Genomic DNA, 13,519 nt, shown 5'->3' on the forward strand with positions numbered 1-13,519 from the left:
GATGGGGTGGTTTCAGCATTAAAACAGCCATTTTTCTCTAAAAACAGTAAAAAAGACAAACACCAAAACGATGTTTGTCTGCAATCTGAAATGACTGTCCCCCGGACAGTCATTTTTATTAAAAGCCATCTACATTTGTGTAGATTTTTTGGACGTCTTCGTCGTCTTCGAGGGCGTCGTAGAGTTTTTCAAATGTTGCGAGGTCATCGCCGTCAAGTGACACTTCTGATTGTGGGATCATTTCAAGTTCAGTAACGTTAAACTCTTCAATGCCTGATTCCTTAAGTGCCACGATTGCCTTGTGCAAATCAGTTGGAGCTGTATAGACAGTGATTGTGCCGTCTTCTGCTTCTACGTCATCGACTTCGACATCTGCTTCAAGGAGCAATTCGAAGATGGCATCTGCATCATCACCAGCAAATACAACTACACCTTTTTTATCAAACATGAAGGATACTGAACCAGAAGCACCCATGTTACCGCCATTTTTACCAAAGGCAGAGCGAACATTGGCTGCGGTACGGTTTACGTTTGATGTCAAAGTATCAACGATAATCATAGAACCGTTTGGTCCAAAGCCTTCGTAACGACCTTCCACGAAGGTTTCGTCTGTGTTTCCTTTTGCCTTGTCAATGGCCTTGTCAATGATGTGTTTTGGAACCTGCGCTTGCTTAGCACGGTCGATAACAAATTTCAGCGCTGAGTTTGTTTCTGGATCTGGGTCACCCTTTTTCGCTGCTACATAGATTTCAACACCAAATTTGGCGTAAACTTTTGAGTTAGCACCGTCTTTTGCGGTTTTCTTGGCTACAATATTGGCCCATTTACGTCCCATGGGGAACCTCCTACATTTTATAAAATCGCTTTATTATACCATAAATGGCAAGGATTGAGAAGATTTTTAAAATCTTCTTCACTATACAGTTGACATGTATAGTTTTCCGATATATAATATATAGTACAACTGTACATTTGAACTACATAGGAGAAGCCAAATGAAAAGGAACAAGCACCTCCCCTTAACGGAGACAACCTACTATATTCTATTAGCCCTCTTGGAACCTGCCCATGGCTACCATATCATGCAAAAAGTAGAGGATATGAGTGTTGGTGATGTGAAAATCGCTGCAGGAACCATGTATGGAGCGATTGAGAATCTTTTGAAACTAAAATGGATTTGTTCCGTTCCAAGTTCCGATAAAAGAAGAAAAGTCTATCAAGTAACAGCAACGGGACAAGAGATTATTAAACTGGAAACACAGCGTATTCAAAAACTACATCATATTGCCAAAGAATTAGGTTTTTAAGGAGGAAGCCATGATAAGACACAAATTATTCACCAGTTTACAAGAGGAAGAACATTGGATCAATTCGATTCAATCCGAAGGTTATCAGCTTGTCAAAGTAACTCCGTGGACAGCAGCCTATCATTTTGAAAAATGTAGTCGGACCCCTCATCCCGTACGCCTTGATTTTCATGAACATATTGCAAAAGGAGAATATTCAAATTACCTCTCTCTATTTGAAGACTGTGGTTGGCAACCTATACAAGGTAGTCGTAGATGTGGCATCCATTATTTTCAACAAACAATCGAAGCTTCAAGCACAGAAATTTTTTCTGATACCGAATCGAAAAAAGCATTCTATTCACGCTACCAAAATTATGCCTACTCCTATTTCGGATTATTTCTGACTTTATTTTTTATCCATTACCAAGTTGGACTCCAAAATGGATACACACTTTGGAATCCTAAATCCTGGTACCTAACTCCAGGACTATGGGAACGAACTGGTACCAGTTTTTGGTTTGGTTTTCTCTTTGAAACCCCATTCGCATTGTTTAGAAGTGGCATTATTCCCTTATTTTTCCTTGCTTGGTCTATTTATTTCCTCCATATCGCTGAAAAAGGTAAAAAAGAAGCGAAGAAATTAGAAAAATACTGAGGGTATACTGTCCAAAAGAAAAAGATTGAAAAGAGTTGACTGCAATCATCTTTTCAATCTTTTTTACTTTTTACAACTCAACTGTCGCAACTTGACTATCTTTGCTTACTTGTACAAGATTTCCAAGGCTGACAGATTTGATTTCTGCTGTGTTTGTGAAGGCAACGACGATGGTTGTTTCGCGTCCTGCTGAGCGAATAGCTTCAAGGTCTGCGACAAGGAGCAAATCCCCTGCTTCAACACGTTGACCGTCTGTTACCTTAGTTGAGAATGGAGCACCGTTTAGTGCAACTGTGTCTAAACCAACGTGAACTAAAACTTCTACACCCTTGTCAGACAAAATTCCGACAGCGTGTTTTGTTGGGAAGACACTAGTTACAATACCTGAAACTGGTGCGTAAACATTGCCGGAGCTAGGCTCAACTGCATAACCGTCGCCCATCATTTTTTGTGAGAAGACCGGATCTTTCACTTCTGTGATGGCAATGGCTTGACCTTCAGCAACAGCATAAACTGCCTCGGTCACACCCTTGAATTGTGCTTCCTCAACTACTGTTTCAGTCGCAACAATTTCCGTACGAGGAATAGCTACGCCTGATTCTAGTAAGTCTTGAATGTCTGATTTGAGAACATCTGCTTTTGGTCCATAGACTGCTTGAACACCTGAGTCTTTGATAATCAAGCCCATTGCACCAGCCTGTTTCCAAGCATTTTCATCTCCAACCTGTGCCACATCTTTGACACTTACGCGAAGACGAGTCATACAAGCATCCACATCTGCGATATTATCACGACCACCAAGCAAGTTGATGATTTGAACCACTTGTGAATTAGCATCTGCAGTATCTACGTTTGAGTTCGAAACCACATCTGTTGTTTCTGTATCATAGTTACCATTGCGTCCAGCTGTTGCTAGATTGAATTTTTGAATCATGAAGTTGGCAATGAAGTACATTGCAACTGCAAAGAGGGCTGTTACCCAGATAAAGTTGACAACGTCCATACCGATACCAGCTTTAATCGCCATCGGTGTACGTGTAAGGAATTCAATATTACCAAATGAGTGCATACGCAAATTGACAATATCCGCCATAGCAAAGGCTGCACCTTGTACAAAAGCATATACAACATAGAGCGGCATTGCTACAAACATGAACATAAACTCAATTGGTTCTGTTACACCTGTCAAGAAAACGGCTGCAGCAGATGAAAGGAACATACCACGGTATTTTTTCTTTTTATCCTCATCAACATTGCGGTACATAGCAAGGGTCAAGCCCATGAGAATACCAGAGGAGCCAATCATTTGACCTACTTTAAAGCGCGCAGGCGTTACATTAGCAAGCAAGTCATTGTACTGAGCCATATCGCCAGCGTCTTTGAGGTTGATCAAGTCTGTAATCCAAGCCAACCAGAGCGGATCTTGTCCAAATACTTGTGTACCTGCTTGTGCACCTGTCAAGATGTCATAGGTACCACCAAGTGACGTATAGTTCATCGGAATGGTCAACATGTGGTGAAGACCGAATGGAAGAAGCAAACGTTCCAAGGTACCATAAACGAACGGAGCTACAATAGGAGCGGTGTCTTGTGAGGTTGCAATCCATTTACCAAAACTGTTAATACCAGTTTGTACAAGAGGCCAGAAGATTGCCAAAGCAAGCGCGACGAGGACAGAACGATAGATGACCACAAACGGCACAAAGCGTTTGCCGTTAAAGAAGGTCAATACATCTGGCAACTTGCGATAGTTGTAATATTTGTTGTAGGCAGTCGCACCAACAAAACCAGCAATAATCCCTACAAAAACACCCATGTTCAAAGCAGGCTGACCAAGAATATTGACAAAGTAGCCAGATACTGGAATTTGAGTTCCAAATACAGTGCTAACAGTCGCAGTCGCATCAGCCAACATATCAGTCGTTACACCAAAGAAGTGACCTGTAATCAAGTTAATCAAGATAAAAGCAAGACCTGCTGAGAAGGCTCCACCAGCCTTTTCCTTAGCCCAGCTTCCACCGATAGCCAAGGCAAAGAGCAAGTGGAGGTTTCCGATAATCCCCCAACCGATTTGGGCAATGATATTCCCAATACGAATGAGCAATTCTGATTCAGGACTGATTAGTGGAATCGAGTTTCCGATAGAAACCATAAGACCTGCCGCCGGCATAACGGCGATCACGACCATCAAACATTTACCGAATTTTTGCCAAAATTCGAAACTAAGAAATTTTTTCATATGTTTCTCCTAAATTTTTTCTTGGTCAGTTGACCTTTAAATACTAATGTTAACTTCCACACCAAAGTGGTCTGAAATAATGGGAAGATTATCTCCATTGAAAATCACACGACTGGATTGTACCTGTCTTTTCTGATTTAAGAACACATAGTCCAGACGTTTTTCCTGACTATGACCTGCCCACCCATCAATGGCTTTTTCAACGGTGATTCCCCTATCCCTTTCCTCGGCCAAATCATAACTATCATAAAGACCTAGATTCTTGATAGCTTGATAGGCTTGTGGATTTGACAGGGCATCCGTATTGAAATCTCCCATAAGGATTTTCAAGCGATCCGAACTTGTCCGTTCCACAATCGAGCGAATATTCTCCAACTGATTTTCTTCTTTACTGTCAGGAAGATTGATATGACAAGAATAAATGTCAATCAATTCCTTCTCATACAAGACCGTCAAACCAATGATTTTTCTAGACAAGATTGATGTCAAATCTTTGTTCTGACTGCAGTAGAAGGCATCCACTTCATAGACAGGTAGTTTGGTCAAGAAGGCAATTCCTTCATCGTACCTATCGTAACCAATATGGGAATTGGACCAGAAATAAGAATAGTCTGTCACTCCAAGATCTTTCAGCTTTTCAAGCAAAACCAAACCATAATTGTCTTGGCGCAAGTCTTTGGTCACCAAGGGACTTGTCATCAGCTGATTGACTTCCTGAAGAGCAATCACATCATATTGCTTTTGGGCAATGGTCTGAGCTAAAATATCCAATTTTTCATGCTGGTCATCTTCTAGCCAAGCATGAACATTGACTGTTAGTAAATTCATATCTCTCCTTTCTATTTACTTCGTAAAACTTTTTCAACTTGTAGCCTTATTATAACGTAAACGTTTTCAAGTGTCAATAGTTTTACGGAATAATTTTTGAAGTCTTCCGTAAAAGTTTGTCTAGACTTAGAATACTGACCTTTGGCATTTTTTATGATATACTAGCGATAAATAGCAAGCTAGGAAGTTACCCAAATGAGTAAATACAAAAAAGTCTATACTGACATCAAGGAAAAAATTGAACAAAATATCTGGCAGCCCAATCAAGAGATGCCTACAGAGAATGAGCTGATGGAGATTTATACCTATTCCAAGGACACCATCCGCAAGGCACTATCTCTGTTGGAAATGGACGGCTATATCCAAAAACGTCAGGGACGAAACTCGATTATTTTGAACCATAACCTCGTTAGAAAACCATTTGTGTCCGAATTGAAGACCGTTAGTGAACTCAACCGCTCTGCCCATCATCAAGTCCAGACCGAATTGACCAACCTCTATATTGTCCAAGGTCAGCCAGAGGTCATGAAAGAATTGGAAGTGGATGAAAAAACGGATCTCTACCGTGTCAGCCGCGTTCGGATTATCGACGGTGAGCGATTAGAGTATGAGATTTCCTACTTTGACCGCAGGATTGTTCCCTATCTCAGTAAGGAAATCACTGAAAGCTCCATTTATCAATATTTGGAAAACGACCTTGGCTTAGAAATTTCCCATTCCCGCCGAGAAATTTCCTTCCGCTTTGCGACAGAAGAAGAAAAAAGCCTACTAGACCTGACAGGCTACGACATGGTGGTCTCCGTCACCAGTACTACCTATCTGGCAGACGGTCGTCCCTTCCAGTACGGCACCATTACCTACCGGCCAGACAAGGTCACCTTTGTATCTATGGCCAAACGGTAAAAACTAAATATACCAAAAAAGAGGCTGGGAAAAAATCCCCAACCTCGCTTCTCAGAGTTCGTGTCAACATCTCAGCGCAGTGGTTGATTGGCAGATTTGTTCGTGTTTTACACTCCAAATCTGACCTAATCAACTGTGCGGGGGCGGGAAGACGAACTCTTTTTTTGACCAGTCGAGTTCTTTCCCGTTCCTTTTGTTTTGGATTAGTTACTGTGCCAGATGTCTTGGTTGTACTGCTCGATTGTACGGTCAGATGAGAAGAATCCTGCTTTAGCAATATTGTGAACAACTTTCTTGTTCCATGAATCTTGATTTTCGTAGTCTGCAAAGACTTGCTCTTTAACTTCGATGTACTCTGCTAAGTCAATCAAGGTCATGAACCAGTCTTTTGAAATCAATTCATGGTGCAAGCGACCAAGACGTTCTTCGTTACCAAGTGCTTTCACTTCGTCGCTGACGATAAAGTCAACCGCACGTTTGATGTTGGCATCGCCATTGTAGTAGTCCGCAGAAACATAGCCAGCCTTGTCGTACAAGTCGATAATAGTATCTGAATCCTTACCAAATGTATAGATGTTGTCCATACCAGCCAATTCTGCAATCTCAACGTTGGCACCGTCCATAGTACCGAGTGTCAAAGCACCGTTCAACATAAATTTCATGTTACCAGTACCTGATGCTTCTTTAGAAGCCAATGAGATTTGCTCAGAGATGTCAGTCGCAGGGATCAGTTTTTCAGCAACGGTTACGTTGTAGTTTTCTACCAAGTGAACGTTGAGGTACTTGCTCACTTCTGGGTCATTGTTAATCAACTCAGACAAGCAAAGAATCAAATGAATGATGTCTTGAGCGATAATATAAGCTGGAGCTGCCTTACCGCCGAAGATAACAGTGATTTTACGTTTCGGAAGGTTACCGTTCTTGATTTCAAGATACTTGTGGATGACATACAAGGCGTTCATTTGTTGGCGTTTGTACTCGTGGAAACGTTTGATTTGCGTATCGATAATGGAGTTTTCGTCCAACTCGATACCCTTGTTGTCTTTGAGGTAACGTTTGAGGGCCAATTTGTTGTTGTGTTTGATTTCCGCCAACTTAGCATGAACTTCCTTGTCATCTGCAAAGGCAAGCAATTTCTCCAACTTGGTTGCATCTGTCAGGTATTCATCGCCAATCAATTCCTTGATGTAGTCTGCAAGATCTTGGTTAGCAAATTCCAACCAACGACGGAAAGTGATACCGTTTGTCTTGTTGTTGAATTTTTCTGGGTAAAGCTCGTAGAAGCCTTTCAACTCAGAGTTTTTCAAGATTTCAGTATGGAGAGCCGCAACCCCGTTGACAGAGTTTGAGAAGTGGATATCCATGTGAGCCATGTGCACACGACCTGATTCATCAATGATTTGGACTGCTGGGTCTTTGATTTCTGCACGAATAAGGGCATCCAATTCTTTAATAATACCAACTAAGTGTGGGACTACTTCTTCAAGGAACTCAAGTGGCCATTTTTCAAGTGCTTCCGCCAAGATAGTATGGTTTGTGTAACCAGTCATATTCTTAACAATCGCAACAGCTTCCGCAAATTCAATACCATGTTTTTCAGTCAAAAGACGAACCAACTCAGGAATCACCATTGATGGGTGAGTATCATTGATTTGAACATAAGCGTAGTCTGCCAAGTCATGTAAGTTTGACCCACGCTCGATCGCTTCGTCAATCAAAAGCTGAGCAGCGTTTGAAACCATGAAGTATTGTTGGTAAATGCGGAGCAATTCACCGTTCTTGTCTGAATCATCTGGATACAAGAAGAGGGTCAAGTTTTCTTTGATGTCTGTCTTGTCAAACGTGATGCCATCTGTAATCAAGTCATAGTTGACAGACTCGATGTCAAACAAGTTAAGGTAGTTCTTAGTTTCTTTTTTATAGCCAAGAATATCAAGTCGATCTAACTTAGATTTCAAAGTGAAGTTTTTAAATGGCACGTCATAGCTGATATCTGTAGGAATCAACCAAGAATCATTTTCAATCCAGAAGTTTGGCTCTGCAACTTGTTGGTTATCCTTGAAGACTTGCTTGAAGAGACCACAGTGGTAGTTGAGACCAACACCCTCACCGTTGATACCAAGTGTTGACATAGAATCCACAAAGCAAGATGCCAAACGGCCAAGACCACCGTTACCAAGTGACGGTTCTGGTTCCACATCTTCAACTTGTGCCAAAGACTTGCCAGCTGCTGCCAATTCTGCCTGAATGTCCTTGTAGACACCCAAGTTGATCAAGTTGTTTGACAAGAGTTTACCGATAAGGAACTCTGCTGAGATGTAGTAAACCTTGCGTTTACCTGTGTTTTTTGGTTTTGTAGCTGCAGCTTCTTTTACGTAGTTTAACAATTGAAGATAGATTTCTTCGTTTGTTAAATCAGCTAATTTTTTCGAAGTATTTGTTTCTGCAAATGTTGTAAAGTTAATCATGATTTTCATTTCCTCGTTGATATAGTGTTGTCATTTTGACTAAGAAGTCTTTGCGTTCCTGGGTTAAATCTTCAGCTTTCATTCGCCATTCCCAGTTGCCTCCGACAGTTGAAGGCATGTTCATGCGGCTTTCTTCGCCCAAGTCAAGAACATCTTGCATGGTCGCAATAGCTGTGTCGCTGACAGTGGCAAAGAGTGTTCGAAGCATGGCTTGGGTCACTGGTTCAATCGGCTTTCTGTTGGTATAGGCATCTACAAACTCCTGTTGTTCAGGCTCTAGATTGTTATACCAACCATTGACCACCTCATTATCGTGTGTACCTGTGTAGGCGATAGAGTTTGGTACACAACGGTGTGGGATGTCAATGCTCTGTCCAGTCACATCGAAGAAGCCAAATTCTAGAATCTTCATTCCTGGATAGCCACAATCTGCAAGCAACTTACGAGCCTTGGCATCAATATTTCCTAGGTCCTCTGCAATAATTGGCAAGTCGCCAAGGGTTTCTTTGACCGCCTTGAAGAGATTGTAGCCTGGACCTGGCTCCCAAGTACCAACCTTGGCAACTTTAGCATCTCCTGCTACCTGCCAGTAATCTGAGAAGCCTTTGAAGTGGTCGATCCGCAGCACATCATAAAGTTTGAAACTCTCGTGAATACGGTAAATCCACCAGTTGTAGCCAGTCTTTTCATGTTGCTCCCAATCGTAGAGTGGGTTGCCCCAAAGCTGGCCATCTGCAGAGAAGTTATCTGCTGGCACACCTGCCACATAAAGCGGCTTGCGCTCGCTATCTAATTTGAAGAGCTGTGGCTTGGTCCAAACTTCCACACTATCGGCAGAGACATAAATCGGCATGTCTCCGATAATCTTAATGTGGTTTTGATTGGCATATTCTTTTAGCTGTTTCCACTGGCTAAAGAAGAAATATTGAGTGACTTTAAAGTAATCAATTTGGTCTGCCAATTCCAAGCGGTATTTTTCAAGAGCTTCTTCATTTCGAGCAACAACTTTCTTGTCATCCCACTCTTGTAGGGCCTTGTTTCCAAAGTGTTCTTTAATAGCCATGAATTCCGCATAGTCATTTAACCATGACGAATTGGCTTTTTCAAACTCTTGAAAGGCTGCTTTACGCTTGTCATCGCTCAAGAAGTTTTTAACAGCTCTTTCCAAAATCGGACGGCGAGCCTCATAGATCAAGGCGTAGTCTACTTTTTCTGGATTGTCCCCAAAGTTCACATCTTGGTAGTCAAAGTTGGCCAATAAATCTTCTTCTGCCAACAAATCAAAATCAATTAAATGGGTATTTCCTGCAATAGCAGAAAAGGATTGATAAGGTGAATCTCCGTAACTTGTCGTTGTGAGAGGAAGGAGCTGCCAGTAGGTCTGCTTGGTTTCGACCAAGAAATCTACAAAGTCATAGGCAGGCTTTCCAAAAGTACCGATACCAAACTTACCTGGAAGTGAGGTAATATGCATTAAAATTCCACTGGTACGATTCGCCATAAAAACGTTTTCCTTTCTTTCGATTACAATGATAGTTTAACGCAAACGTTTGCATTTGTCAAGGATTTATACAATTTTTTTAAAACTTTTACGTAAAACTGCTAAAAATCTCCTATAAATGCGCGTTCTACTGCTCTTGTTACCATTAAACAAAAGAAGAAATTCTGAGCATTTTAACCCAGAATTTCAATATTATTCGATTATTTTATGAAAAGGTTTGCTCGCTGATTTGAATCTCATTTTCCACTACATCAGCCAACAAGTTTGTCACATCTAGGTGATCTAGATAGTAATCCGTAACCTTGTCTCGAATCTGATTTTCAATCACACGGCGCAATGGACGAGCTCCCATAGCCTGATCATAGCCTTCTTCCATCAAGAACTCTTTGACTGCCTCAGTCACTTCTAAGTGAATACCTTTTTTAGCTAGGGTCTTATTGACCTGGGCTAACATCAAATCCACGATTGCCTTGAGGTCTTCTTTGCTCAAGTGTTTGAATTCGATAACAGCGTTGAAACGGTTAAGGAACTCCGGACGGAAGAATGGTGCGATGCGGTCCATGATGTCTTGATTTTCTTCAACTTCTGGCATTCCATAACCAAAACCTGCATTTGAAGTCGCAATGACAAGGGTATTTTTGAAATTGACTTGGTTGCCCTGTCCGTCTGTCAAATGACCATCATCTAGCACTTGCAAAAGGAGGGTAATCACTTGTGGATCTGCTTTTTCAATCTCATCCAAGAGGACAATGGAGTACGGATTGCGACGGACACGCTCGGTAAGAGTATTGGAATTGTCATCATAACCAACATAACCCGCTGTGGTACCAATCAGCTTGGAAACAGCTGTCCGATCACTGTATTCAGACATATCTAAACGAATAATGGCATCCTTGTTACCAAACAAGTCTAGCGCTAACTGTTTTGCCAACTCTGTCTTACCCACACCTGTCGGACCGACAAAGAGGAAGGAACCAATCGGACGGTTGCCGTCATCAAAACCTGCACGATTGCGACGAATAGCACGAGATACTGCTTCCACCGCATCGTCTTGACCAATTACATTTGTCTCCAGGCGATGTTTCAATTCCTTGAGTCGTTCAATGTCAGAAGCTCCCATTTGTGAAACTGGAATTCCTGTCATTCGCTCAACCGCCTGAGCCACATCATTAACAGTCGCTACCACTTTCTGTTGCTCCGTGTGGTTGTCAATTTGTTCTTGGAGCTTGTCGATGCGGACTTTTTCATTGAGTGCTGTTTCGTAATCTTCTTTTTCAGCTGCTTGACTTTGCAAAGCTTTAGCCTGTTCAATCTCTGCCTCCAAAGCCTGGATATCTGTCACAGGATGTTGTGCAGCTAAGTGAGCGGCGGTCACATCAATCAAGTCAATGGCCTTGTCTGGCAAGCTACGTTGTGGAATATATTGGACGGAATAATCAACCGCAGCTCTCAAGACCTCATCTGGCAATTCAATATTGTGGTGGGCTTCATAAAGCGGCTTGATACCTTTCAAAATCTGGTAGGTATCTTCTGCGGACGGAGCATTAACCTTGACTTCATTGAAACGACGAGCCAGAGCAGCATTTTTGTGAATGGTATTGCGGTACTCGTCTTGCGTGGTCGCACCAATGACGGTCAACTCTCCACGTGACAGGGCTGGTTTGAGAATATCTGCTAAGCCCTTGGAACCTGAGTCTCCACCAGTGCTACCAGCTCCCAAAATCTGATGAATCTCATCAAAAAAGAGAATGATATTGCCAGCTTTTTTGACTTCATCCACAAGATTTTGGACATTTTCTTCAAAAGCTCCACGGTACTGAGTCCCAGCTTCCAAGCCTGAAATGTCGATGGAGATGATTTCCTTATTCTTAATGGCTGCTGGCACATCACCATTGACAATGGCCTGAGCCAAACCTTCTACTACCGCAGTTTTACCTACACCCGCATCACCGACCAAAACAGGATTGTTCTTGGTACGGCGAGCCAGAATTTCAGAGGTTTCTTGAATTTCCTTGTTTCGTCCAATGACTGGATCCAACTTGCCTTCACGCGCATCTTGTGTCAAATTGCGGCCCAGTTTTGCCAGAATTCCGTCTGACTTTATCTGACCTTTAGCCTGAGTTTGAGCCACTTCTTCTGTCTGTGGCAGGCGACCAGTCTGACGGTAAATGGCAAATTCCTCCGGTGTCACTTCACGCCCATTGATAGAATAACGGCGACGCTCTGTACTGTAGCCACCCATGTTCCCCATGAGTTGATTGAAAATATCATCCATATTGTTAAAATTATTGAAATTGTTGTTCATAGTTTTTACCTCGTTTAAGTTTTATTTGTTTTTGACTTTTACTGACCTTTATTTTTTAAAAAAAATTGATACAGTCTTTTAGTTTGCTTTTAGTACTAGCTCTAAAGGTTTGGGGAACCTTTGGAGGTGGGAAATAGAGCGAACAAAGTTCGCATCAAAAGCTGCAGGTAGCTTCAATAGTCCAGCGGACTATTAAAGCTTGGAAATCGCATCTACGATTGTAAGTAACATTCATAAGGTACGGCAAAGCGAGTTCAAATAATGATGAGATTATTTGAAGTTGGAGATAAGGAAACGAAGTTTCCTCATTCTCCGCAGTAATAAAAGATAAACTAAATGACGCTAATAGGGTATAATCCTTTCTTTCATCCCAACCTCCTCAGAAGTTTGTCTTTTACTGACCAATAGGTCTAAAAGAAAATCAAATTGTTCTCGTTTGACTTTAACTGACCTTTTGTTTAAAGATATCGTAAGGTCCTTTACCTTACGAATCTTATTCTACACCATTGGTCAGTAAAAGTCAATAGTTTTGTTTGACCTTTTTTGACTTTTTGATAAAAAAATCTACCTGACGGTAGATTCAGAATGAAGACAAACATTGATTTCAATCTCTAGCTGGTCACTCATAAACTTGGCTTGCTTTTCAACTTCACGATTGATGAATTTACGGTTATTCGCCGCAGCCTTGATATGGATACCGTCAATAAAAATTTCTGTCGGATCTATAAATCCTGCGTTGACACAGAGCCCTAAGATATGGGTGAAAATACCTTCAATGACCTGTCTATCTTGGAAACGACGGGCATAATTCTTCCCGTAGGTAGTGAAATGAGGTACCTTATCATCCAGTCGAAGACCAAGAAACCAACGGTAGGCAGTATTGACTTCGATTTCCTTAATGGTTTGACGCATGGAACGAATGCCGAAGAGACACTGAAGAATTGGAATTTTAATGAGCAGAATAGGGTCAAGACTAGGACGCCCTGTATCATCGCTATAGCTATCTGCGACTAAGTCATAGATAAAGGAGAAGTCAATAGCTTCCTCTATTTGACGAAGGAGATGACCTTGATGAACAAGGTCTTCTAAACTGTAGAAACCAAATTGACCGCGATTATAGTCTGGATTTTCTTTGTGTAACATAGCGATTCTCCCTCTACTTATTAGCTAGTCTTCCTGCCTCTATTATACGACGTTATACAAAGAAAAGCCCTTGGGAACTTGTGTTCCAAGGACTTTGGGCTCTATAATTTCTGTAGTGGGTAAATCCACCGTGGAGATTATGGAGCCTTTTTGAGTGTAGAAAAAAAGTCCCATATGACCTATAATGA

General features: G+C 41.6%; 9 protein-coding genes and 1 pseudogene. 3 read left to right on the forward strand and 7 right to left on the reverse strand.

Features of this window, described 5'->3' with window-relative positions; genetic code table 11:
• Positions 1–118: 118 nt before the first annotated feature.
• Positions 119–835, reverse strand: a complete 717-nt coding sequence (locus RFK25_RS10160; RefSeq protein ID WP_105118565.1) for a YebC/PmpR family DNA-binding transcriptional regulator — start codon at positions 833–835, stop codon at positions 119–121.
• Positions 836–995: 160 nt separating this feature from the next.
• Between RFK25_RS10160 and RFK25_RS10165 the strand changes: the two genes are divergently transcribed.
• Together RFK25_RS10165 and RFK25_RS10170 are read left to right on the forward strand one after the other, a co-directional pair.
• Complete coding sequence (locus tag RFK25_RS10165; protein WP_172002862.1) at positions 996–1,307, forward strand: PadR family transcriptional regulator; 312 nt, start codon at positions 996–998, stop codon at positions 1,305–1,307.
• A gap of 10 nt (positions 1,308–1,317) precedes the next feature.
• Positions 1,318–1,944, forward strand: a complete 627-nt coding sequence (locus RFK25_RS10170; RefSeq protein ID WP_105108520.1) for a DUF2812 domain-containing protein — start codon at positions 1,318–1,320, stop codon at positions 1,942–1,944.
• Between the two features lie 70 nt (positions 1,945–2,014).
• Here the strand turns inward: RFK25_RS10170 and RFK25_RS10175 are convergent, their stop codons facing one another.
• Together RFK25_RS10175 and RFK25_RS10180 are read right to left on the reverse strand one after the other, a co-directional pair.
• The gene (locus RFK25_RS10175) at positions 2,015–4,183 is read right to left on the reverse strand and encodes a PTS transporter subunit IIBC (protein WP_332413294.1); all 2,169 of its coding nucleotides are present in this window, start codon (positions 4,181–4,183) and stop codon (positions 2,015–2,017) included.
• Between the two features lie 36 nt (positions 4,184–4,219).
• Positions 4,220–5,011: an endonuclease/exonuclease/phosphatase family protein gene (locus tag RFK25_RS10180; protein WP_332413296.1), complete on the reverse strand. Its 792-nt coding sequence runs from the start codon at positions 5,009–5,011 to the stop codon at positions 4,220–4,222.
• A 195-nt stretch (positions 5,012–5,206) separates the two neighbouring features.
• Between RFK25_RS10180 and RFK25_RS10185 the strand changes: the two genes are divergently transcribed.
• Positions 5,207–5,914 carry a UTRA domain-containing protein gene (locus tag RFK25_RS10185; protein WP_332413297.1) on the forward strand — a complete coding sequence of 236 codons (708 nt, stop codon included), beginning with the start codon at positions 5,207–5,209 and terminating at the stop codon, positions 5,912–5,914.
• A gap of 203 nt (positions 5,915–6,117) precedes the next feature.
• Here RFK25_RS10185 and glgP read toward each other — a convergent pair whose 3' ends face one another.
• The 4 genes and pseudogenes from glgP to RFK25_RS10205 form a co-directional block, all read right to left on the reverse strand.
• Entirely contained in the window at positions 6,118–8,382 is a 2,265-nt protein-coding gene (glgP, locus tag RFK25_RS10190; protein WP_332413299.1) for a glycogen/starch/alpha-glucan family phosphorylase, read from the reverse strand.
• Entirely contained in the window at positions 8,375–9,883 is a 1,509-nt protein-coding gene (malQ, locus tag RFK25_RS10195) for a 4-alpha-glucanotransferase (RefSeq protein ID WP_205031521.1), read from the reverse strand. Before malQ ends, glgP begins: the two co-directional genes overlap by 8 nt.
• A 205-nt stretch (positions 9,884–10,088) precedes the next feature.
• A complete protein-coding gene (locus tag RFK25_RS10200) occupies positions 10,089–12,188 on the reverse strand; it encodes an ATP-dependent Clp protease ATP-binding subunit (RefSeq protein ID WP_332413301.1) in 2,100 nt (699 codons plus the stop codon).
• Positions 12,189–12,788: 600 nt separating this feature from the next.
• Positions 12,789–13,331: pseudogene (locus tag RFK25_RS10205) on the reverse strand (transposase); the annotation flags it as partial.
• Positions 13,332–13,519 lie beyond the last annotated feature (188 nt).

The organism is Streptococcus sp. SS-4456 (assembly GCF_036680365.1).
Taxonomy (GTDB): Bacteria; Bacillota; Bacilli; order Lactobacillales; family Streptococcaceae; genus Streptococcus.

Excerpts from the sequence above, each read along its gene's own strand:
- RFK25_RS10200 (WP_332413301.1), bottom strand. The coding sequence starts at position 12,188 with ATGAACAACAATTTCAATAATTTTAACAATATGGATGATATTTTCAAT.
- RFK25_RS10185 (WP_332413297.1), top strand. The coding sequence starts at position 5,207 with ATGAGTAAATACAAAAAAGTCTATACTGACATCAAGGAAAAAATTGAA.
- malQ (WP_205031521.1), bottom strand. The coding sequence starts at position 9,883 with ATGGCGAATCGTACCAGTGGAATTTTAATGCATATTACCTCACTTCCA.
- RFK25_RS10165 (WP_172002862.1), top strand. The coding sequence starts at position 996 with ATGAAAAGGAACAAGCACCTCCCCTTAACGGAGACAACCTACTATATT.
- RFK25_RS10160 (WP_105118565.1), bottom strand. The coding sequence starts at position 835 with ATGGGACGTAAATGGGCCAATATTGTAGCCAAGAAAACCGCAAAAGAC.
- glgP (WP_332413299.1), bottom strand. The coding sequence starts at position 8,382 with ATGATTAACTTTACAACATTTGCAGAAACAAATACTTCGAAAAAATTA.
- RFK25_RS10175 (WP_332413294.1), bottom strand. The coding sequence starts at position 4,183 with ATGAAAAAATTTCTTAGTTTCGAATTTTGGCAAAAATTCGGTAAATGT.
- RFK25_RS10180 (WP_332413296.1), bottom strand. The coding sequence starts at position 5,011 with ATGAATTTACTAACAGTCAATGTTCATGCTTGGCTAGAAGATGACCAG.
- RFK25_RS10170 (WP_105108520.1), top strand. The coding sequence starts at position 1,318 with ATGATAAGACACAAATTATTCACCAGTTTACAAGAGGAAGAACATTGG.